This is a genomic window from Bacillus sp. Brlt_9, from assembly GCF_051948935.1.
Lineage (GTDB): Bacteria > Bacillota > Bacilli > Bacillales > Bacillaceae_G > Bacillus_A.
The window spans coordinates 596,084-618,296 of record NZ_JAYJLO010000003.1 but is presented as its reverse complement, the minus strand read 5'-3'; the positions used below and the strand labels follow the sequence as shown (position 1 = coordinate 618,296).

31 protein-coding genes are annotated in these 22,213 nt (G+C 31.4%); 10 read left to right on the top strand and 21 right to left on the bottom strand.

All coding sequences use genetic code 11. The features are described 5' to 3' along the window. Positions 1 to 2: 2 nt before the first annotated feature. The 5 genes from VF726_RS15800 to VF726_RS15780 form a co-directional block, all read right to left on the bottom strand. Positions 3 to 1,055: a WxL protein peptidoglycan domain-containing protein gene (locus tag VF726_RS15800; protein WP_440170200.1), complete on the bottom strand. Its 1,053-nt coding sequence runs from the start codon at positions 1,053 to 1,055 to the stop codon at positions 3 to 5. A gap of 88 nt (positions 1,056 to 1,143) precedes the next feature. After that, positions 1,144 to 1,746, bottom strand: a complete 603-nt coding sequence (locus VF726_RS15795) for a hypothetical protein (RefSeq protein ID WP_440169874.1) — start codon at positions 1,744 to 1,746, stop codon at positions 1,144 to 1,146. A 114-nt stretch (positions 1,747 to 1,860) separates the two neighbouring features. Beyond that, a complete protein-coding gene (locus tag VF726_RS15790) occupies positions 1,861 to 2,484 on the bottom strand; it encodes a CAP domain-containing protein (RefSeq protein ID WP_440169871.1) in 624 nt (207 codons plus the stop codon). Positions 2,485 to 2,660: 176 nt separating this feature from the next. Then, positions 2,661 to 3,206: a hypothetical protein gene (locus tag VF726_RS15785; protein WP_440169868.1), complete on the bottom strand. Its 546-nt coding sequence runs from the start codon at positions 3,204 to 3,206 to the stop codon at positions 2,661 to 2,663. A 105-nt stretch (positions 3,207 to 3,311) separates the two neighbouring features. Next, the gene (locus VF726_RS15780; protein ID WP_440169866.1) at positions 3,312 to 3,905 is read right to left on the bottom strand and encodes a hypothetical protein; all 594 of its coding nucleotides are present in this window, start codon (positions 3,903 to 3,905) and stop codon (positions 3,312 to 3,314) included. 125 nt (positions 3,906 to 4,030) lie between these two features. Between VF726_RS15780 and VF726_RS15775 the strand changes: the two genes are divergently transcribed. Next, the gene (locus tag VF726_RS15775; RefSeq protein WP_440169863.1) at positions 4,031 to 4,195 is read left to right on the top strand and encodes a hypothetical protein; all 165 of its coding nucleotides are present in this window, start codon (positions 4,031 to 4,033) and stop codon (positions 4,193 to 4,195) included. Between the two features lie 91 nt (positions 4,196 to 4,286). Here VF726_RS15775 and VF726_RS15770 read toward each other — a convergent pair whose 3' ends face one another. The 3 genes from VF726_RS15770 to VF726_RS15760 form a co-directional block, all read right to left on the bottom strand. Further along, positions 4,287 to 4,736: a hypothetical protein gene (locus VF726_RS15770; RefSeq protein WP_440169860.1), complete on the bottom strand. Its 450-nt coding sequence runs from the start codon at positions 4,734 to 4,736 to the stop codon at positions 4,287 to 4,289. A 129-nt stretch (positions 4,737 to 4,865) separates the two neighbouring features. Next, positions 4,866 to 5,678: a metallophosphoesterase gene (locus VF726_RS15765; RefSeq protein ID WP_440169857.1), complete on the bottom strand. Its 813-nt coding sequence runs from the start codon at positions 5,676 to 5,678 to the stop codon at positions 4,866 to 4,868. Between the two features lie 115 nt (positions 5,679 to 5,793). Then, the gene (locus VF726_RS15760) at positions 5,794 to 5,973 is read right to left on the bottom strand and encodes a hypothetical protein (RefSeq protein WP_440169854.1); all 180 of its coding nucleotides are present in this window, start codon (positions 5,971 to 5,973) and stop codon (positions 5,794 to 5,796) included. Between the two features lie 94 nt (positions 5,974 to 6,067). On the opposite strand from VF726_RS15760, the gene VF726_RS15755 reads away from it, so the two are divergent. Then, a complete protein-coding gene (locus VF726_RS15755; RefSeq protein WP_440169851.1) occupies positions 6,068 to 6,601 on the top strand; it encodes a metallophosphoesterase family protein in 534 nt (177 codons plus the stop codon). A 76-nt stretch (positions 6,602 to 6,677) separates the two neighbouring features. Further along, entirely contained in the window at positions 6,678 to 7,019 is a 342-nt protein-coding gene (locus VF726_RS15750) for a hypothetical protein (RefSeq protein ID WP_440169849.1), read from the top strand. A 96-nt stretch (positions 7,020 to 7,115) separates the two neighbouring features. Here VF726_RS15750 and VF726_RS15745 read toward each other — a convergent pair whose 3' ends face one another. From VF726_RS15745 to VF726_RS15715, 7 genes are all read right to left on the bottom strand, one after another. Beyond that, positions 7,116 to 7,751, bottom strand: a complete 636-nt coding sequence (locus VF726_RS15745; protein ID WP_440169846.1) for a hypothetical protein — start codon at positions 7,749 to 7,751, stop codon at positions 7,116 to 7,118. A gap of 202 nt (positions 7,752 to 7,953) precedes the next feature. Further along, the gene (locus VF726_RS15740) at positions 7,954 to 8,685 is read right to left on the bottom strand and encodes a hypothetical protein (protein ID WP_440169843.1); all 732 of its coding nucleotides are present in this window, start codon (positions 8,683 to 8,685) and stop codon (positions 7,954 to 7,956) included. Between the two features lie 170 nt (positions 8,686 to 8,855). Next, positions 8,856 to 9,071 carry a hypothetical protein gene (locus tag VF726_RS15735; protein ID WP_440169841.1) on the bottom strand — a complete coding sequence of 72 codons (216 nt, stop codon included), beginning with the start codon at positions 9,069 to 9,071 and terminating at the stop codon, positions 8,856 to 8,858. A gap of 2 nt (positions 9,072 to 9,073) precedes the next feature. Further along, the gene (locus tag VF726_RS15730) at positions 9,074 to 9,514 is read right to left on the bottom strand and encodes a hypothetical protein (protein WP_440169839.1); all 441 of its coding nucleotides are present in this window, start codon (positions 9,512 to 9,514) and stop codon (positions 9,074 to 9,076) included. Positions 9,515 to 9,648: 134 nt separating this feature from the next. Continuing rightward, positions 9,649 to 11,100, bottom strand: a complete 1,452-nt coding sequence (locus VF726_RS15725; protein ID WP_440169836.1) for a VWA domain-containing protein — start codon at positions 11,098 to 11,100, stop codon at positions 9,649 to 9,651. After that, positions 11,090 to 12,754, bottom strand: coding sequence for an RQC domain-containing protein (locus VF726_RS15720; RefSeq protein WP_440169833.1), 1,665 nt, complete (start codon positions 12,752 to 12,754; stop codon positions 11,090 to 11,092). The genes VF726_RS15725 and VF726_RS15720 overlap by 11 nt, the downstream gene beginning before the upstream one ends. A 167-nt stretch (positions 12,755 to 12,921) precedes the next feature. Further along, positions 12,922 to 13,842, bottom strand: a complete 921-nt coding sequence (locus tag VF726_RS15715; RefSeq protein ID WP_440169831.1) for an AAA family ATPase — start codon at positions 13,840 to 13,842, stop codon at positions 12,922 to 12,924. Between the two features lie 566 nt (positions 13,843 to 14,408). Between VF726_RS15715 and VF726_RS15710 the strand changes: the two genes are divergently transcribed. Further along, on the top strand, positions 14,409 to 14,645 hold the full coding sequence (locus tag VF726_RS15710; RefSeq protein ID WP_440169828.1) for a hypothetical protein: 237 nt from the start codon (positions 14,409 to 14,411) through the stop codon (positions 14,643 to 14,645). A gap of 117 nt (positions 14,646 to 14,762) precedes the next feature. Here VF726_RS15710 and VF726_RS15705 read toward each other — a convergent pair whose 3' ends face one another. After that, positions 14,763 to 15,302: a hypothetical protein gene (locus tag VF726_RS15705; RefSeq protein ID WP_440169826.1), complete on the bottom strand. Its 540-nt coding sequence runs from the start codon at positions 15,300 to 15,302 to the stop codon at positions 14,763 to 14,765. Between the two features lie 176 nt (positions 15,303 to 15,478). Between VF726_RS15705 and VF726_RS15700 the strand changes: the two genes are divergently transcribed. From VF726_RS15700 to VF726_RS15675, 6 genes are all read left to right on the top strand, one after another. Continuing rightward, positions 15,479 to 15,724 (top strand): hypothetical protein, encoded by a 246-nt coding sequence (locus VF726_RS15700; RefSeq protein ID WP_440169824.1) that lies wholly within the window; start codon positions 15,479 to 15,481, stop codon positions 15,722 to 15,724. Position 15,725: 1 nt separating this feature from the next. After that, complete coding sequence (locus VF726_RS15695; protein WP_440169822.1) at positions 15,726 to 16,175, top strand: hypothetical protein; 450 nt, start codon at positions 15,726 to 15,728, stop codon at positions 16,173 to 16,175. A 180-nt stretch (positions 16,176 to 16,355) separates the two neighbouring features. After that, a complete protein-coding gene (locus VF726_RS15690; RefSeq protein ID WP_440169820.1) occupies positions 16,356 to 17,981 on the top strand; it encodes an AAA family ATPase in 1,626 nt (541 codons plus the stop codon). Between the two features lie 97 nt (positions 17,982 to 18,078). After that, positions 18,079 to 18,336 carry a hypothetical protein gene (locus VF726_RS15685; RefSeq protein WP_440169818.1) on the top strand — a complete coding sequence of 86 codons (258 nt, stop codon included), beginning with the start codon at positions 18,079 to 18,081 and terminating at the stop codon, positions 18,334 to 18,336. 147 nt (positions 18,337 to 18,483) lie between these two features. Further along, entirely contained in the window at positions 18,484 to 19,020 is a 537-nt protein-coding gene (locus VF726_RS15680) for a hypothetical protein (protein ID WP_440169816.1), read from the top strand. 1 nt (position 19,021) lies between these two features. Then, positions 19,022 to 19,246 carry a hypothetical protein gene (locus VF726_RS15675; RefSeq protein ID WP_440169813.1) on the top strand — a complete coding sequence of 75 codons (225 nt, stop codon included), beginning with the start codon at positions 19,022 to 19,024 and terminating at the stop codon, positions 19,244 to 19,246. A gap of 32 nt (positions 19,247 to 19,278) precedes the next feature. On the opposite strand, the gene VF726_RS15670 is transcribed toward VF726_RS15675, so the two are convergent. From VF726_RS15670 to VF726_RS15650, 5 genes are all read right to left on the bottom strand, one after another. Beyond that, positions 19,279 to 19,593 (bottom strand): hypothetical protein, encoded by a 315-nt coding sequence (locus tag VF726_RS15670; RefSeq protein ID WP_440169812.1) that lies wholly within the window; start codon positions 19,591 to 19,593, stop codon positions 19,279 to 19,281. 69 nt (positions 19,594 to 19,662) lie between these two features. After that, on the bottom strand, positions 19,663 to 20,253 hold the full coding sequence (locus tag VF726_RS15665; RefSeq protein WP_440169810.1) for a hypothetical protein: 591 nt from the start codon (positions 20,251 to 20,253) through the stop codon (positions 19,663 to 19,665). A gap of 43 nt (positions 20,254 to 20,296) precedes the next feature. After that, on the bottom strand, positions 20,297 to 20,947 hold the full coding sequence (locus VF726_RS15660; protein ID WP_440169808.1) for a hypothetical protein: 651 nt from the start codon (positions 20,945 to 20,947) through the stop codon (positions 20,297 to 20,299). 32 nt (positions 20,948 to 20,979) lie between these two features. Next, positions 20,980 to 21,561, bottom strand: coding sequence for a hypothetical protein (locus tag VF726_RS15655; protein ID WP_440169806.1), 582 nt, complete (start codon positions 21,559 to 21,561; stop codon positions 20,980 to 20,982). Between the two features lie 27 nt (positions 21,562 to 21,588). Beyond that, positions 21,589 to 22,101, bottom strand: a complete 513-nt coding sequence (locus VF726_RS15650) for a hypothetical protein (RefSeq protein ID WP_440169804.1) — start codon at positions 22,099 to 22,101, stop codon at positions 21,589 to 21,591. Positions 22,102 to 22,213 lie beyond the last annotated feature (112 nt).

The following is a 22,213-nucleotide window of genomic DNA, read 5'->3' as shown; positions in this document are numbered from 1 at the left end:
CATTATTGTGTCTTTTGTTTTTTACTTACGAACCTTCCGATTACATATCCTACTATAAACAAGATAGATAATCCTATACCCATACCAATATTAAACCATTTTGAATCTTTAACAGCTTTCGGAATAAAACTATCATCTTGATTTGTATGATCAGCATATTCATTAATATCCTTTTTCTTAACGGTAAATTTATTTTCTTTTGAAGTTATAAGTTGATCATTTTTATTATTTATTAGTGATAATTCAATTACATAATCACCTTCTTTGAAATCTTTATATTTCCATTCCACAGGTAATTTTAAAGAAGTTACTGGCGCTAAACTATACAGTAATTTCTCACCATTAAATATTTCTTTCTTTTTCGATTTGCTATACACCTTATATTTAAGGCTTAAATCCTTAGTAATAACAGGATTTACATTCCATATCTCGGTCATTATTTGTGGAGTTTGATTATTTGCATCCACTTTTGAAGATTTGATTTCCACTTTTGAAGGTACTTTTTCGGGGAAATTAGCAAGAATACCAATCGTATACCTATGCTTCACTTGAACAGAAAAAGCAGCATTATCCTCTGACGCAGCTGTTCTCTTGTTCATAGAAGTTACATCCAATTGAAATTGTATTGCCCCCAGCAGCTGCCCCCTATTCACATTTTTAGGAGCCTTTACTTTGAACGAGACAACTTTTTCTTCATTGGGACCTAACTTTATACGTTTATTAATTTCGGTTATATCTGCTAGTTTATATTCATTACTTAAGAAAGAACTAAATGTTGTTGTATCTTTATCCGTATAATGCATATTTCCGTATGGATTTGACAGCGCATTCGCTGAATTCACTTCGATAATTGTATTTTCATTTTTATGGTTTTTTATTACAAACTCTAATACCCTTACTTCCCCACCCTTAATAGGAAAATAGTAATATGGAACCTTACTATCTAACTGGTCTATCGGTAATAATGGTCGAACAGAGAAATTACCTTCTTCTGCAAGAACGTTAATTTGCGAAAAACCAAACATAATTAACATCGACAGTAAAAATTTCTTCATCAATATACCACCTCCTATATTGTTTGTTTTTATACACTTTATTTATCTTTCCTATTAAAAAAACGAGTATTGATTACTCGTTTTTTTCTTACGGTGTATATACGGAACCGAAATCTAGAGTTAACGTCCCTTTATATATTCCCGGTTTAACATCATTATTAAATTTCAGTGAAAAGAACCCTACAGGTAAAGTGTATTCAAACTTCCCTACTGAAGCGCTTGTAGCCGTTGCAGCAGCTATAATACTTGGTGATGTACCACTAGTTCCTATTACCTTATTTAGATCAGTTTGACAAGCGTGAGGCAATGATTTAAAAGTCGGTAAAGAACATTTAAAGTCAATACTTGAACCGTGCTTACTTAAACGATCTTCTGCAACACCATCATTATTTTCATCTAAAACAAAATCCGAAAACGTCGCTGAAACAGTCCAACCAGTTAGCCTACCACTAAAATCTGAGACTTCAAATTTATGAGTACTTGTGTTGTTTTGATTCGGTTTCGAAGTGCTAATTTGATAAGGTTGGAAAAACAAATCATTAGATATAGTCTGACTAAATCCAAAATCACCAGGACTAATAGAAATAGATGAATTTGTACTAGATTTTATTGGGCTCGCATTTACTGTATCAATGCCATATGGCACTAGCAACAACCCTAAACCTATAAATAAACCTGTTAGTTTATTCATATTTGACCCTCCCTTCTCAATTTACAAAACTATATATTTATAAGTTCATTTGTCAACAATCAATATGAATAAATATAAAAAAACACTTTAGCATATATACTAAAGTGTTTTCCATTAACCTTGAATAAACATTTGAACCCAATAATCACCTAGAACTCCACCGCTAGAATAACCTACTCCAAGTTTATTGTATACTGGATTTAGCATTGTTTCTCGGTGAGTTTCACTTGCCATCCATCCGTTCACAACATCCTGTGGAGTGACTTTTTTACCACCGATGTTTTCTCCGGCTTTATTAAAACCAATTCCGAAATCAGTTAACATAATAAACGGGTCACCATATGTAGGGCTATAATGTGAAAAATAATTATTATCTCTCATATCATTAGCTTTATAGCGAGCAACTCTTGATACTTTCCAGTCCGATACTACAGGAGATAGTCCCACTTTCGAACGTTCAATGTTTGTCAATCTTACTACTTCTTCTTGTAATCTTTTAATTTCTGTTAAATCTGGAATTTTGATAGTTTTCCCTGCTGTTACGTTACTAGAGTTTAAACCTGGGTTAACAGCAATAATTTCATCCGAACCAAGTTGATACTGGCTAGCAATACTGTTTAATGTATCACCTGTTTTCACCACATAATTTATAGTCGATACAGCTGCTTCAGCATTTGTTTGGAATAGCATTGTAATAGCAAATAACATAATTGGGAGAATTGATAATATTTTTTTCATTCCCCTGAACCTCCTTGAGTAAAAAAGTAACTCTTTTATATTTTTTGTTATGTAAAACCTAATTTAGAATACTATTTAATTAAATAAAAATCAACAAAAAATATAAAATGTAATATAAAAAACGCCTAGTATTTTTTTACAAATTCTTTATTCAAATAAGAGGAATATATAATCTTTTATTTTTTTATAAAATCTTTCGTTAGTAATTCCGGTAATGATTCATAAATCTTTCCCATAAAACCACACTTGAGGATTACATCCTTAATTAATTGCATCATCATTTGTATCATTTTATCTTCCCAAACCAATTCATCAATAAAAGGATTTATTAAATCCCAAGCGGGAAATAAGACCCTAAAAGCTTCTTCCCTTTCAGATAAAACTACACCCATATCCGAAGTCCCTAAAAAATCAGAGTCAGTAGAAATTTCTAATTTCCTTGAACTACTCTGTATCTCTAGACGAAAACAAAAAAATAAATCACTAATTTCCCTTCTAAGCTGCACCGTTAGCGGAATATCAAGTTCTATTAAATTCTCCCAATTAACTATTCTAAAACCGCCAGATTGACTCGAGAACGTTTCTAATATATCTAACCTATCATTAAATACATTTAAATCAATAGACTTGATAACCTTCGTTAAATAAGCCTTTTCCTCGCTATCTAAAAGAAATCCATAAGAGAAACCCAATTCATTTAAAAAGCGGTCAATTACTTTCACTGTTCCCTACCCCCTCAGAACTCTATTTATTTTATTCTAGCATTCTTTAAATTATCGATAAAAAATAAAAGCTACTAATCAAAAGTAGCTTTTTGGGGTTATATATTAATCATCCCATCGATCATATGCCTCTTCAAGTAATTCTGGAAATTCATTTAATAACTTATTCAATAAATCACTTTTCTCAATTTCTCTTGCAACCAACTTAATTATGCCTAGCGATATCTCTTCTGCTAATCGTTCATTTTCGATAAACGGTTCCCTAATCTCCCAGTCTGGAACGATAAACCTTATTATCTCCGAACACGATTTGTACATTAAAATTAGCATATTAGGGGGATAGTAATTATCGTGGTGACTTATATCGTATGTAAAAGATGCGTGAATATCATATTTAATAGATACAATTTTTATAAATTCAGATGCTATGTTAGTATATTCAACGGGAATTTTATTGAATAGACCCATTAATGTTATATCTTTAAAATGAAAACCTCCAACTTCTTTAGAAAAATGCCCAAGTAAGAGTTTTCGTTCTTCAGGGATCGATGAATCATACTTCCTTTCAAGTTCATAAAAGTTAAAGATTCTTTCAACATCAAGATTGTAATTCGTTTCTAAGTTCAGATCCGATAAAAACATTTTAATTTTTTCTAAATATAGCTCTGGCATTGTATATATTTTCCGTTCTTTATTCATATTCCCACCCCTTTATTCTCTCTTTTATATATTCACCTTTCATTAGATTATTTTATTGGAAAAATATAAACATAATCCCACCTATGATTAGAGATTTGTTATTCTTATGATAAGGAGTTGATAATTTGTTTGAAGACCAAGAAATACCTAGTTCATATTTTAAAGATAAGCCTTTAGGCATTTGTTATAAGTGTAAATCCGATGTATTCAGAAAAGACAAGAAAGATGTTTGCCCTGTATGTGGTGAAACTACCGCGAAAGATTATGACACCTATTACTATCCTTCTTAATCTTAGTAGTCAAAAAAGCAGCCGAACTTGCTGCTTTTTAGTTTATATTTTATATATTTTTGTTTATCAACGTTAGTGCATTCCTTATTACTCAGTTCGCACACACTTCTACTTTCGTTTTGCTTTTTATCATTTTTTCTAATTCTATTTTTAATTTTGCTTGCAAGTCTGTTTTCACTACCACATCTTCAATAAAGCCAAACAATTTACTTTCATTAAGTCCATCGACCGGGCCATCCGTTTTATATAAAAAACCTTTATCAGATAGAAGTAAATAATGCATACTTGTACTTTTAAATACTTGATCAAGGTCTGTTTCTACAGCTAGCTCTTTTAAAACTTCTGAATTAATATATCTTTCCCAGCCTTTTAAATATAAGCCTCCTGCAAGTGCTATGAAAACTGAAAGCATCATATCGGTATTCACTTCTTTAGCTTTATCCGTACGTCCAATTAAGACAATTTGTTCAAATAAACTTTCGTTTAATTCCTTTTTCGTCGAAAAACCAGTCAATTCTAATACCTTCTTCATCTCATTCATATTCGTACTCTCCCTAATATGTTTTTTATATTTTATCATCGTTTTTTTTATCTATAAAAAAAAGATGAACAAATAATGTTCACCTTCAAATAATCTGTTATTACTTATCTTTCAATTAGAATAGTCCTATTACAATTCAATCAGTACGATGGTATTTTCGAGTTCTTCCATAAAATCAGTACTATCCCACTCACCAACATAGCCTATTGGGTTGCAGATGACCGTTTTACCACGATAGTCTTCAATAATTCCATAACGTTTATGAGTGTGGCCGAATAATACATACTCTATATTATCAAACTGATCTAATAACCACCCAAGATTACCTGAACCCATAAAGCCATTACATAAATTCCACTCCGCATCACTACTTTTATAAGTGATAAAATCTTTATAAGGAACAAAATGATTTACAAATATCACTTTTTTATCGCGATTTTCTTCCAAACTTTTTTGAATTGTGTTCATTTGCTTTTGCATAAATTCAGGGTCATCCATCCCCCATCTAACAAACTTCCCGTCTTGCCATAAAGTCTTCTTCCTAGAACGCATCGTATTGAAAGGAATTGAATCTGGTGCAAAGGAGTAATCGTACCAACCCATATCCCCCACTACAACATACTCTTCGTTTATATGATATGGTTTGCCAATTAAAGTCGTAGAATGGTCTGCAAACAGTTTGTAACTATCCCAAGAGCTTTCGGTATTATCCACCCAAACATCGTGGTTCCCAGGGACAAATAGGACTTTAACACCTACATTCTTTTCAATAACTTCTAATATCTTTATTGTTTGATCTGCAAAGTCTGTAATATCTCCAGGAATTATAATTAAATCCGGCTTCTTTTTCTTTAGAGCCTCTATGAATTCAGGCAATAAATTTCTTCCTAAATAATTAGAGTTAATATCTAAATGCATATCGTTACATACTAAAATCCTCATAACATAACACCTTCCTATGTACCCTAATTATATCTCTTTTTATTTTTTTCGCGTAGAGTATTTGCACCATTAACCACCTTTTCAATACATCTTAATTTGTTATGAGACTATGTATTTATTTTTGAGCTTTTAACTTAGATTTATTAATACCTCGCCTCACATCTAAAACGGTAAAGAATAATAATGCAACTGAGAACAACCAATATATAATTGATCCCCTAGTAATCCCTAACCATATTAACATTCCTAAGCAAACTAAACGTAACATAAATAAAAGGCTTTTAAATATTTTCATACTTACCTCCAATTTTCTAAATACATTATCTATTACTATATTTGTATTTCAGACAATCATAGCTATAATCCTTGAAATATTAGGAGGTGTTTAAATGCTTATATATGTTTTTAGTGATTTTCAAGGGGTTAAAGAAATACCTGATGGAAACCCCGATTTAGTTATATTACTTGGAGATATATATTATAGGGATGCAATGGAAATAGACGAAAAATATGCCTGCCCCAAGATAGGTGTGTATGGAAACCACGATTTCATTAATGAATGGCAAGATACAAGTATTAGAATTATACACGAAGAGATTTTTGAGTTTGAGGGAATTACTTTCGCTGGATTTGGCGGATGCCCTAGGTATAATCGGAAGCCGAATCAATATACAGAGGAACAAACTCAGCTATTTATGAACAACCTAGAAAAAGTAGATGTATTTATAGCCCATAGTAACCCAGTCTATGACAAAACTATTCCGGATTGGGATCCTCATAGAGGTTTCAAGTCCTTTAACAAGTATATCGAAACAAAGCAGCCTAAATATTTTATGCACGGTCATATACACGAACCATTTATTCGCGATGTTAACGGCACTCAAATATACAGTGTATTCCCTTTTGTTAGTCTAAACATATAAAATGTTTGCTTTTTCAAAAGGTTTCTGTCACAATAAACTATGACATCACAATATATTATGACAGGCGGTAATGAATATGGCAGCAGATAAAAATATTCCGGAATATAGCATTTTTGACATTATGGATACACCAAGAGCTTATTTCACAATTTCTGAACCAAAATTAGAAATTAGTGAGATCATTAAAAAAGCTTCTGACGCAAATAATCTTAGTTTGAGAACTATGGCAGAAAAAATCAAAGAATTATACGGGGATGAATTTAAAACGCCGCATTATAACACTTTGCAACAAATCACTTCTGGTCAAAACTATACAATTGAAAGTTTACTTATGCTTTTGGACCTTTTAGATAAGAAAATTGTTATTGTAGATAGAACAGAGGAAGAGAAACAACGTATTGAAAATCGAGGAAAATAAATAAAAAACACGCTAATAAAATTAGCGTGTTTTTTAAAATATATATTAATTTAGTTTTCACAAAAAAATCAGGACTTTAAAAACCTCTTATAAAATTTAACTCTTAAAATCTAATCCTACAGGAATAAAGTCTCCTGCAACAAAGTAATTTCCATATGAATCTATTTCTGGGAAACCAACGCTAGTTGCATTCATTTTATTCATTCTAAAATTACACTGGTGGCAAAAAACAAATTTATCGAATTGGCCAGCGAATCTTTTGCCTTTATTCTTACACATAGGACAAATATAGTATGTCTGGTATCCGTAAGTATCATCTTTACGAACTTTTACTCCTAATAAATCTATTGAGTGCGGATAATTATGTTCACACTTATGTTCAGCCTGTCCATCTATAGCACAGTTATGTTCATCTTTTTCTTCTGTTGTTTCTACTACTTTTTCTTCTACTGTTTCTTCTGCTGCTTCCTCCGTTGTTTCTTCTACTGTTTCAGGATTATTTTTATCTTCATTTTCAACTTTAGATTCAGAAGTCACACCAGTAGTTAATTGATTCTCATTTTGTAATTCTTTCGTTATGTATTGTTCAGTATGTGAACACGTCATAGAAGTTTTCTCATTAAACATACCAACAATCTTTGCTAGAAAATCTTTGTCACCATTTTCTATTTTTTCAGCCTCTATCTCAAATTTGACAACTTCTGTCGAAAATTTAATCTTTAATTTTTCCATAATCTATTCCCTCTCACTTAACCTTATTACTAATTCCTTTTATGATTACTTATTTTAATGGTTTTGTTTAACACTACAAAAACATTATACACTTTTTATTTTCTTATTTAAATATTTATTTACCTTTTTATTTATTTTTTACGAAAAACATAAAAAAGACTCTTTAGAAATCATTCTAGTTCTAAAAAGTCTTCTTATTTCCTTATAATCGTTTAAATATTCCTGCAATAAATACATTTTGAAATGCATCTTTATTTGGAAATCCTTGATCTGAGGCAGATTTTATTCTCATTTTATAGTGGCAACTATGACAATTCGTAAATATGGATTCTTTTGGTATATACCTTTTGCCTGTATTCTTGCAATTCGGACACTTATAATACATTTGATATATTTTTTTACCATTTGTATTGAGTCTAATGCTTGGATCATCAGTTAATTTAGAACCATTCAATAAAGTAATTCCAGCATTACTTTTGGGGGATTCATCTAGAGTTGGTTCTATTGGTAGTTTACTTGCTTCTTCACTTACTTTTGAGAGTTCTTCCGAATCTATATTATTACTATTTTGACCTTCTATATTTTCTACAGTTCCTGCTATTTCAGCAGCAACCTCTATATATTGTTTTTCAATCTCATTAACTGGATCCTTATCAGTATCTATGTTTATTTGGGACTCATACTCATTATCTACGGCTATTGCAATAAATTCATCAACACCATTATGAAACCCTTCTATTTTCGGATTTAATGCGTTATAGCCTTCTTTAGCAGCTGCATACTTCTTTTTCAATTCATCAACAGCTAGATCTTCAGAATGAGTTCTTGCTTTCCTATCTATCATCATAATAATATCTTGAATAAATTGTTTATCTTCTTCTTCTATGCCCTCTACATCTATTTCAAAATCTATAGACGAAGTTTTTAATTTCATTCGGAATTTTTCCAAAGCAGTAACTCTTCCCTTCTTGCTACCCTAATAAACTTTTAACTAAAGTATTTTACCTTATTAATAATAAAATTTGAACCGGAAATATATTCCTCCATTCAAATTATATAATAAAAGCTAGGATACCGTATTCCTAGCTTTACATTAAACTGTTATTAATTCAGGTTATTAGGTAAATTATCTACAAAACTTACTTCTTCTATTTCGATAAAGTATTTTTCTAAATCAACTAGTGCGTAGTACTTTTCATTTTCCAAATCATAATAAGATATTTCACCAATGTTTCCGTTAGTAGTTAATCTTCTTGTTTCCTTCCCCTCAATAAAACACTTTTTCAAATCAGATCCCTTAATGACAAGAGTGTTAAACAAGCCTAGTTCCTCCTTTCACCTATTTTAAGGCCTATGTATAACCAGATTGAACTGTATACAAGCAGTAAGATTGTTGTTATTATGATTCCAGCATCGGTGCGGAATAGATAATCAAACGCAACCCTGTAATTATCCTCAACCCGCTCAAAGCATAAATAAATGAGAAAGAAACCTGCTAAAAATATTAGCCCTCTACGAATAAGGAAGAAAAACCTACTCTCTCCTTTTTGAGCATTTATTTTTTTGTTTTTATTTACACCTTTTTTATTACCGGAAGTAATTTTGTTTTTCTTTTTTGGTGTTGTAACACTTTTGCTTGTTTTATTTGAGGACGATTTAGCATTCCCTGTATTCATCCGTTCATTTAAATCGTGTTCCATTTTCTCTAACTCGGTACGACGGGGAGCTCTACCAGTTCTTTTTTTTCGTTTAGACTTAACCATTATATGTTTAACCTCTCAAATGTCGTTATATAACAAAACATACGTTCTAAATCTATTTTATCTGATTATACCATTTTTCGATACTAACCAAAATAAAAAACGACTAGAAATATAGTCGTTTTTACAAATTTCTTTTAATTTTTTTGTTTACTCGCTTCAATGAATACAGCTGCATCATTAAGTGCATTTAATAATTTTTCTATAGAGGTTACTTCTTTTACAAAAGAACAATGTTTTGCGTATTTCTTTATCTTAGAGTCTCCCTTCCCCCACGAGCTCTCAACTTCGGAATTCAACCAAAAAACATAATCCGTTATCTCATTTAATTCTTCAAGCACTTCTATGTTTAGAGAGTTTTTATTATTTCTGGCGTCACCTAATATAAACACTACCGTATCTTTATTTACATTCTTCATATGCTCATCGTAATAATTTTGAAATGCTAGGCCATAGTTTGAATAACCTCTATAGTCTATATTCGCTTTCATTAAAGTATTCTCAACTGCACATTCCATATCAGACGTTTCAAAGAAATGTGTTACATCATCAAGGAGTCCAACGAACGAAAAAATTCTAACTTGGTTTGGGAAGCGTTTATGGATTAAATAAGCGAATAATGTTAAAAACTCAGCAGTTTTCGCTACCGAACCTGATACATCGAGTAGGATATCAATCTTTGTTTTATTTTTCTTTTTAGATCGGTATCCTATCTCAAACGGTACCCCTAATGTCTTCAAACTATTTTCTATTGTCTTATTTAAGTCGATCTCATCTTCTTTTTTTGTTTGTCTCAATATTTTTGTATATCGATTCAATAACTGCGCTGCCGTGTTTTCTATTTGATTACGCATTTTATCAATTTGCCTTTTGGATAGTTCTTCAATTGGTCTTTCTAGTAGTCTATCTGCTTCAGTTCTGATCATTTTACGTAAGCCTTTATGCACATCTTTTTTGTGTCCAGATAGAAACTGTTCACTTCTTCTTTTCACTTTGAATACGGTACTTTGTAAATCTAATAACGTATGTACTGTTCTATTTATAGAATCAAACACATAATGTGGAGCGTTACTTTGCATAGCTTTCCAAACTAAATTTTCTCCTACCGCTAAGATTTCTTTGTTGTTTGTATGATGCAAAATCTCTTTAACATCCTCAAAATTATCATTAAGAGTATTATTAAGTGCCATTTCATACAGTTTTGATAATTCATCATCATTGGATGAAAGTTTACTCATCACCCAATCATTTTTTATATGATTATCTATTTGACTCCCCATCTGTCTAGATAAATGTTGTTGGATCTTCGCATAGCTTTCGTTTGCCGATTCCTCTATTTTTTTTCCTTCAATTTCAGAAATTATTTGTTGATACCTTACTTTAATATACTCTTCAAAACACATCTCGTATTTATCGTAAAGATACACATCTTTAATAAAAATCTGTTTGAGCGTATGACGGAAAGTATCTTTATCCTTCAACTCTAGATATGGTTGTATTCTAATTGCTTCTTCCACAACTGCAACAGGTACATCGATTTTCTGTTCTCGTAAATATTGTGCAAATCCCGTAATCCATTTAATTGACATCTTTCAGTTTCTCTCCTTTTATTCTAGTTATCATTTCCTTAAATCTATTTGCTTCTTCCCATTTTTCATAAAAATCGAGAATTGGTAGATATCTTTCTGTTGTACAACTTAATAAATCTGTCTCGAAAATTTCAATACATTCCTCTTCGCTTCTAAGATGTTGAACCAATGTTTTATAAAACACAATATCCTCTTGCATAATCCTGAAGTGAATATATTCCGTTCTTTCCTTTTCACGGATTTTCCCCTGAAGACATAGTTTTACAAAAACACCGAAAGATAACGAGTTAATCGTTTCATCATTAATATCTTTTTCCAATATTTTTAACAGTCTTTCCCCTTTTGTAGTTAAGGACAACTTTTTAGAGGTTCTTGATATCTCAACTTGCATTAACTTTTCATCAATGAGTTGATCAATCCCTATAGAAATAAACTTTTTACCCAAGTGTTTTAGTTTTCCATAATCTTCGTGATCGTTTAATTTATGTTTCTCAACCTCTTTGCTCTTAGAGCCATACAAAAGTTCGGAAATTCTAGCCTTACCATATTTCCCATCAAACTTATCGACTGCTTTTAATATAATTTTCACTTCACGCCCAAACATTGGAATATCACCCACTCCTATTGAGTAAGCGATAGAACTACTTTCTTCAAAGCCTTCAATTTTACTTTTTATACTCTTTATTTCCAGAATCAATTCACGAGATAATTCTTCCATATTTTCATACCAACGCAAAATAAATTCTAAATATCCTTGGTTTGAATCAAAATGTTTTTCCAGCGAAGAAAAAGGAAAGGCTAAATACCATTTTTCTGTCTTTTGAATTTCAATATCTATATCCTTTAGACTTAGGAAAGAATATTTATTTTCTATCCTATCCTCTTTCAAATATGACGAAAGCATTATAAGAGCTTCATCTAAATCCTTTACGCTGTTTTTTAGATCTAATCTATCTCTATCTTCTAAATACTTTTTATACATTACGGCTACTTGCTTCCACTCTGTAAATAAAGAATCCATTAATTCAACCATCTCATCTAAACTCTGGCATATTTTTAACAAATGCTTTTCAGTCCTGATATGAGAATTAAATTTACCACCTAAGTCTTGAGATATTAACATACGGCATTTCGGACATTTATAATTACAAAACGAAACATCTACTGTAATTGTAAATGTATGGTCGCACTTTGTTTTTCTAAAACCCACTTGCCTTTTCAGCTCTGAGAATAGAGAACGAAACCTTTGACTCATTTGATAATCAAGTGCTAAGTAATCAACATTTCCATAGTAAGGTTCATATTTATCTAAATCAATTTTCAATATATTCTCTTGAACTTCATTTTCTAATTCGTTATTGATTTCATCTACATAGGAATATACATCTGTATTTTTCCCATCAAGAATATCCATTAATTTTACGTATCTATCAAAAGAAGGTATGGTTTTAAGTGATATTTTTACTCCTTTTCCCGAATCCTCTCTCGTAGTAGGCAAACCAAGAATATATTTATCTAATATTATTTTTACACCGTTCTTTTTTACTTGCACAGGATACAATAATGTTTTTTCATTATCCCAAATGTATTTCTGTAGTCTAGCAGCCCCCTTAGGATCTCTATCTTTAAAATCAGCAATCTCTTTATCTAACACGTCTAATAACCTTTTAGTACTAGATTCATTAATTTTTGTTTTAGCTGCCTTGCTATGCTTGAGAAATATTATATTTGGGTACCTCTCATCAGAAAACTTAAATTCACTTTTGCCCAGTTGAATCATTAAATAAAGGGCGCAGAAAAAACTACGCCCTTCACCTCCCTTTAATTATTATCCTTTAGTACTTTCAACATCTTTTCACGATCAGACGGATTTTTAGCAACAATAAATATGTTTTGCGCCATAATTTTTTGCAACTCAGTTTCCCCTGTCATTTGTATATTTATCATTTCAGCCCATTCAATTGTTTCAGCGATAGATGGATATTGTGTAAGATTTTTTTCATCCCTGATTTTTTGAATCATTTCAACAATTCTAATCGCTAAATTATGATCAATGTTTACTTTAGAAACAATAATTTCAACTTCTTCTTCTAACGTAGGATATCCAACATATAGGTATAAACATCTTCTTAGAAGCGTATCACTAATTTTTCTTCTTCTATTCGATGTAATAATTGTTATCGGTTTTTCTTTAGCCACTACTGTACCGAGTTCAGGTATAGACAATGTATAATCCGATAAAGGTTCTAATAGACTGTATTCAAATTCCTCATCAGATTTATCAATTTCATCAATTAAAAGTACCTTCGATCCCGTCTCACTTTGAAAAGCTTTTAAAAGTGGCCTTTTAATTAGAAAGTCTTCAGAGTAGAACGGATTATTTTGATTCAATTCACTAATTTTATCTTTCAAGCTCATTCCACTTAATTCAGAATTCAAATCTTCTTTAAATGCTTGAATAAATAACAACTGTTTAACGTAATCAAATTCATAAATAGCTTTTCTTTCAGTAATTTCAGGTGTGCATTGCAAACGAATCATTTCTTTATCAAGAATAGTAGAAAGTGCTTTAGCAAGTTCAGTTTTACCGACCCCTGGTGGTCCCTCTATTAAAATTGGTTTATGTAAAATTAGAGCGTTTTTTACCGCTAGAGCAACTTCTTCTGAAGCAAAATATCCTATTTCTTTAAACTTATCTTTTAGTTGTTTTGAATTCATCTCTAGTAATTCTACTTGATTCATATTCTTCTCCTTTTAGTGCTTTTTCTTATTCCGCATATTTACCATTGAAGTTTAATTCATATAAATCAAAATGTACTTTTGAGAGTAGCGGATTAAAGTTCACGCGAAGGGTTTCTAGCACTCTTTTAATGTTTTTTATGTTTTTTCATATATTTTTTTATCTATGTTTAAATAATAAAGAAATCGTATCGCATTTTCAATATTTATTTTTATTATGTAATATAAAACCACTAACAGGGCCTCCCCAGAATAGTATAAACATCGGGATGAACCTTACTATACATAGTGTTTCCGGGCAATCCTCCTGTACATTAAATAGTTAATTTATTTGCGACAATCTCACTCGATATACAAACTACATCGCCACTGTCCCAGCATCTTTTTCTTATTTTTCATCGTTTTTCTATACTATTCAAGCTGTATATCTATATAAATTTTGTTTTTTCTAATAAAAAAATAATTATGTACTAAAATATGTAAGATTCAGGCTGAATTTGCAGAAGATTTCAAATGCGGTTTAATCAAATTTATTCTTCATCATAATAAAGGAATGGGGAGCTTTAGATATGAGAAAGCAATACAAATGGGAAAAAGAGAGTTTATTCAGATACGGAAAAGAGGTTACTTCAAAGTTAATTAAAGAGCAACAACAGTTTGAAAAAATACATAAAGATAATGATTGCAAGCGTTGTGGAAGAAATAACGAGGGTGCTATCGTTGAGTGGGATAAAGGAAAGCCTATGATAACTCATTACGGGGTTTGTAATAACGGAACCTGTGATGTTTGCAGTAGACCTAAGTAATTTAATAGATCGTTAAATTTTTCTATCTCAGTCCCAATAAAATCTTTATAAAATTTAAAGACCTTGAATAATTTCACGGTCTTTTTAACAGTAAAAAAAGCAACCATAACAGTCGCTTTAAATATTTACTATATCCTCTACAATAGAATTATGTATCTCCGATACACTAATTGATTTTTTTAGCATTAAGGTAATTCTTTCTTCAATCTTCCCCTGTACTTTCCAAGCTTTTTCATATTTACTCATACACGATGAATACGTTGCCCATTCTGGAATTACAATTGATAAAACATCTTCATATTCTTCTATCTCATCATAACTTATTGTCTGATTAAAATTCTGAAATAGTTTAAAGTCGTTGTACAAACTGAAATACTGAATAGTTACCGTACTCATTAGTCTTGCGATTTTATATTTCTCTTCTAAGTTTAGTCCATCTACATTAATAAATTTATTCCACCCCTGAAAATAAAAACCCTCACATAAATCAAAATACCTTGAAGTGAGATGTTTTCTTCCGTAATACCCATCTAAATAAGATCTTATATCTATTAGTCCTGCAAAATATGTTTTTTTAAATGCTTTAATTATTTTTCTATTAACTTCTTTAAATGGTACTAATCCAGCTTCATTAAATAACATATGTATTGTTCTCATTTCTTTTTCTCCCCTACTGTATGTTCGTTTAAATGTTTTTCATATATTACCAGGAGAATTTAGAAAAAAATAAAAAAACAACAATTTATTCACGCATCCGCTAGTTTTTTTCACTCCAACTTCCACAGGTGTTATTATAGATTTACTTTCTGAAACGATTAGAGGTATTCAAAACAATGACAGTTGATTTAACATTAATATTCATAACAATCTTTTTAATCTCATTACTAATAGCATCTTTGTATTTATGTTTCACATTAGCTATAGAACATTATAGAAATAAAGATTATCCGACAGCAATTGCTGCCGCAGTTATAGGATTTTTTTTATTGTGTACACCAGTAACTGCATATATACAGACCCATCAAGAAATGACAATGGATTCACAAGGTAATAGATTAGTACATCTTAAGGAGAAATAATATGCACACATTTGTAATGGAAAAGTTGTTCATTACGGGCAACGAAACCATATTAAAATATATGAAACCAGTTTTGGGCCATTGTGCCATTATGAATCCTTGGAAAAAACTTCATTCAGATTCATATAGATTAGAGCTACCTATAAGTATTTCTAAGGTTCCAATCGATGTTCGCAATAAAGCAATGAAACTTTGGGACTATGTTTCAGAGGTGAAATCAGAACAGGATTTAGAATTCATTCTCAATACGACTATTGAAATGTTCCATAATTCGCATACGATCAAAATTACAATTGAACTCTATTCTACAAGCGTCATTAACTTTGAAGGTGTATACAGTCAAAAAAGAATTAATTTTTCTCCTAATGACTCTTTTATACTTCAAAAAATTGCAGAATTAAAAGCGTATATTAACAACTCCATCTACTTAATCTTGAAGGAAGATGAATGATATTTACTTACGTTTTGCATCATTTCTAAAAACAGCCATTATTTTGATGGTTGTTTTTTTCTGTACACTTGAAGTATTACAAAGAAACATCCTTCTATACCTCATCCACTCTTAGCACACTGTATAAGGAAATTCTCGAAAACAAAGTAAATTACCTCTATATACTAAGGAGGTTACATAATGCAAATTTCGAAAAGTAAACAGGACTTAATGAATGCCTTAAAAGGCAATCACCCCTTAATATACATTGTTTCTGATGATGAAAGACCGGTAATTGAAACCATTGAACATTTCATTGCCGAATCAGGTGAGCCATATAAATTTCTTTCTTGGGATTTCAATAAAAAGGCCAAAAATCTAAGTTCCGGAAAAAGCTGGGTTAATGTAAAAAAACAAAATGGAAAAGAAGTACAATCTACAATCACAATCCAACAATCCATAACTCATATCATCGATAGAAAGGAAAATAGTATTCAATTATTTTTGGATGCAAACAAAAGACTAGAATTTGGTGATTTGAAGGTAAAAGAAACACTTATTCGTTCCCTTAAAGACTTCGTGTACGAATCTTTATTTCCGTTTTCCGAGGAAATCAATTACTCCCCATACACAAGTGACGATGCTACATATAAAAAATCTATTATCTTCGTCTCCCCAACCCTATTCGTCCCTAATGAAATAGAAAGTTTAGTCCACATAATAAATTTTAATAATCCAAGCCGTGAAGAATTAATCAATATTTGTACTAGTTTTGTTGATTCAAAACAATTGAAAATAAATAAAGAACAAATTGACGATATAGCTCAATCTTTAGTCGGGTTAACAGAATCTCAATCTATGCTAGCAATACGAAAAAGTTACCTTTTGAACCAACAAAAGGATATTTCAGTTAAAGATATTCAAAATGAAAAAGTTCAAATCATCAAGAAAAAAGGAACACTAGACTTCATAGATTCTGATATTAATAAATCAGATATCGGCGGGTTTAATGAATTATTTAATTGGATCTCTAAAAGGAAACTGCTACTTAATGAAGAGGTAAAGAAAAAGTATAACCTTTCATACCCCAAAGGCGCTTTATTAACAGGAGTTCAAGGATGTGGAAAGTCACTAGCTGTGAAAGTTATTGCTAATGAATTCGGGATCCCACTAATTCGGTTAGATATGGGGAGCCTATTCGGTCGATGGTTAGGTGAATCAGAGGGAAATCTACGAAGAGCTTTAGCAATAGCAGAGCAGATGGCACCTTGTGTATTATGGATTGATGAAATAGAAAAGTCTCTTTCAGTAGACGGTTCAAATACCCACGAAGTGACTAAACGCTTATTTGGACACTTTCTAACCTGGATGCAAGAAAATGAATTACCTATATTCCTCACTGCCACTGCAAATAACATCGATCAAATCCCTCCGGAATTTTTACGTAAAGGCCGTTTTGACGAGATATGGTTTGTTGATCTACCTAGTTATGAAGAGCGCATTGAAATTTTCCGTGTACACTGGAAAAACAGAAACCTAACGTTTAGTGATAAAGAACTACTAGCGATGGCTAAAGAGACCGACGGGTATTCAGGAGCAGAAATAGAGGCAATTGTAAAAGAGAGTGTATTATCCTTCTTACACACTGGAACAGATAAGATTAACTTAGAACTTATTTTAAAAGAAAAGAATAAAATAACTCCTTTAAGTGTTATTAATAAGCCTGTTATTCAATCTATAAGAAATTGGGCTGCACAAAATAAAGTTCGCCCCGTTTCAAGCATACATCAAAACTTAAACACAGGTATTGGTTTCAATCGAAAATAACTATACCAGCCTACATTGTTTCCCCTTCCAAAATTACTCTACGTTATAATCTAAAAAAATACTAAATTACATAGCTTTAAAGAATAGGATGATAGAAATGAAATTTTACAGACTAGCCACTGAAGAGGATTTCAAGCAATCATATGAAAACTACTTTTACCCATATGTAATACAAATCCCAGACAGTGTTGTAGAAGAATTAAAAAAGGGTGAAATACGTCGAGCTGCCGGCATACTAAAAGAGGCTACAAAACTTAGACTACAGGAGTGTATACCCTTCTGCGAAGAATACGGAGCTTTCCTTAGAGCAAAAGAGGATTTTGAGAATGGAAAACCTGTTTATACTGATTACTAAAGTAATATACCAACGAATAGAAAAAACAGCAGTGCATTCTGCTGTTTTTTCTATTTTAAGTTATTTGTTTCTTTTATTTTTTTCATATCACTCGATTAGAAATGCTACAATATTTTTCAAAACCGAGTGTATGGAGTGATGTTAAGTTTGGATGTAAAAAGCCAATTAGCAAAGAAAAACAAAGTAAGATATCAAAATGATTTGTTTCCGAACCATTTAACTGGCGAGCCACCTCCCCTTTCTTTACATTCATTGATAAGAAAAACATTTGAATTTATTCAGAAAAAACACAGGATACGAAACAAAGAAAAATTTAAAAAACAAATTGTTTTAGAAATCGTAAGATTCATTGAGAAACAGTTAGTTATTAACAACACATCTTACTTTTATATCTATAAAGGAGCTAAAACACCCGAATCAGGGTTTTCTAACTCACTACATTTAGAAGATTTTTTTGGTATATGGAACCCTAACAAGAAAAACAAAAAGTGTTGTTTGTTTTCTCACTTATTTATGAAAGAACAAAAAGAAAAAGAAATATTACTTACCTATTTTTTTAATGAACTAGGAAAATACTATTCAAAGCTTGATGACATACAAACTAAAAAAGGCACACGAACAACAGGAATAAGAGAAGTGCACTGGTTAGAAATTTGTATTATAAGCAACGAGGAGGATTCATAAAATGAAATTCTATACCAAGGGAGATTCTTACTTCGAAGTAAGAACAGTTCATTCTGATCTACACCGGATATTTTATTGTTATAAGCCCCCGCATAACTCAAATAAGATAATGGAGCGTATGGTTTCAAGCCAAGACAACTTCAAAAAGGCAACTAAGGCAGCAAAGCATTTTAGAGATGCCTATGACATCGGATTTTCCGATGGAAGTTATGGACAATGGTGGTAAGCAAAAAGCACAGCATTACATTGCTGTGCTTTTTATAAGTAATACCTGGTCCTTATCCCTCCGCTACAACCGAAATATTCTATCATAACATCCTCACTTACCATTGGAACTTCACTGAAATTGGAGAATGCTCCTATATATTTGTACCTAAACAAATTCCAGAGCACTACAGGCGCAAACAATTCATTCTCTATCTCTGATTCCGGTAACTGCCCTTCACGATGGAACTCAAGTAACTCTTTACCGTACACCTCTAACAATATGTATATACTTTTCCGAACCGATACATTATCTTCACCTAAAAGCCATAGTTTACTATCAGGAGTTTTTGCATAAAAATAATCCATTTCACACACACCCTACTCACGTCACATTAAGATCATCCTAAGGGATTATCTACAGTAGATTTTGCTTTATTATTTATTTGTTTGTTTGTCTTTAACAGCAAAAGTACCTATAACACTTCTTTTGAATTCATAAAGAAATGCAGTTTTATGTAGAATTCCAACTAAATACTTAGAAACTTCCTCTTGAAATAGCAACCCTATTCTATCTTCCTCTGTAAAAGACGCTCGCAATATTAATGATGGAATAATTCCCCCAATTATAGGTATACATATCTCTCTAGCTTCAGAAAGCTTATCGATAAGCTTATAGCTAATTACAGATTGAAAGAACAGCTTTTCATTCTCCTGATCATACCTTAACTCAAATGAGTCTATTATCATTCTAAGTGCCGCCTTGTTTGTATCATTCACGAATTGATACACAGGGAAATACCTACACTTTTCTTCAATATATAACCCTTTGGCTCTATTAATTACCTCACTAACTAGCCAGTTTTCTATTTGAGAATTACGCTGATCCACTGTTTGTACCACTCGTTTGTCTGGTGGAGTAACCCTATAAAGCAATAGTGCTCTTCTCACCTTTGTTTCTATTTCTTTACCTAAAGGCTTTTTTGAACAAATCCCATAGTTATTTAGTACTTCATTTATCTTCTCCACCATACACCCCGAAAATATTATTCCAAATTCATCTTGTTACCGTTCAATATAAACATTTCTTACCTGAATCATCTACTGGTATTGATTCTTCAAAATCTCCAAATACTTCTCTCACAATACATTGGTATTTCTTCTCAAAATTAGTTTTAATTAATACATTTTGAATTAACGATAAAAAGTTTTGCTGCATATCCGTCACCTTTTGTTGATCAGTAAGAAAATTACTTCTGAAACTATATGTTGGAAAATTAATTTCAACAAACTCTTCATTTAGATTCAAAAACAAATCAATAATATCTTTGCTACTCAATTTTCGTTTCCATCCAACAACCATTTTATCGTGAGAACCAACGTAAGTGACAGGAAAGCTATCAAAAATACCTTCAATCAGATTTATTTCTCTGGTCGTCAATAGGTTCATACTGTTTAAATACTTTTCTGGATGTCTCAGATAAAAACCTTCCATTTGAACTTTAAACTGTTTATAAAGTCTCACTAGTTCCACCGGATTATTATTACTGATAACAGTATGATTGTTTCTTAATTGTCTTTCCATTTCCATAGCAATTCTTTTAAGGCCTAATACTGTTAGTCCCCTTCTCGGATAAAAATCACTTATTTCGAATAAATCAATGAATTTATCCATTTTTTCTCCCTTATAAATAAATAATATATCATTTGCAAATCTTTTCATTCCCTCTCCCCTCTAACCAAAGATATGCTACTTTATAGACCGTACTGCATACGCACTTTTCTTTCTTCATACATTGGCTCAATTACTTTTATAAGCACTTCCAACAATCTTGGCATATAGTCTTGTTCACTTACAATCCTGTATACTTCTTTTGATAAATTGCTTGTTATGTATTCTTTTCTCAGGGGCTCTGCAATAAAGTACTTTACCGCGCCCCAAGAAGGAATGATTAATTCTAAAACATCATCTCGTTCCAAATACGTATTATGGATACTCCTTGATACAATATAACTTTCATTTGTTTTACAGAAGAGTTCTCCTGTATCAGAAGAATATTTAATATCCACGGCGTGTAAAAGGTCCTGAATTAAAGCTTTCGTTTCTTCAGATTCATTTTCGCTTACCGGAAAAAACTTTTCCCAGCCTTTCAGAAAAAAAACTTCTACTTTCTTACAAAATGCAGATAATATTATTTTTTTCGTTTCCTTATTGCGAAAGTCAATTACACGTTCCTCTTTTAACAGCATCTCTACAACATACTCAAAATCCGCCTTATACGGAGGCACCAATGCATATATACCCGTTTTCTCATACAACAGTTCAACCTGTCCCATAATCTCAACCTTTCTTCCTTACCCATTCTACATTTCTGCTAATAATGCACTAGATAAGTGTTCCAATACATTTGCTTTCTCTACTATTCGATGCACTTCTTTTTTCAACACATTCATTACTTCAACTTGCTGCTGCAACCGCGTCATAAAAATAGCCCTAACTTCCCAAGATGGTTCTATTCTTCTTATAGCATTCTGACAATGAACTAAAACATATTCTGGATCATATGCAACATTGTCAATTTCAGTTTCAAATTCTGTACCATTAAACTGCACTGATAAATCCTCAATAACCATTTGAACTTCTTTTCTCAGTTCTGCGCCAAGAAATTTGTAATGTTTTGTAATATCACTTATGTAAAAACCAAAACACTTATCCGACAACATTTTTAATAACACCTTTTTGCTTTCACTTTCATTTAAGTTTTCTTTAGATTGTACTATAAGAAATTCACGTTTAAATTTACGAAAATCAGAATCATTAATTTCATAGTTTAGATGCATTCCTAATTCTAATAATTTCTCATTCACTTTGTCCATTCTTTCTCTCCCTTTTATCTTTTAATCTAATCATACATTTTACTTATAAGGGACTGGAAAAAAGTTTTACTAAGCATATATGAAAATAAAATATTATTTAAAATCACTTCTA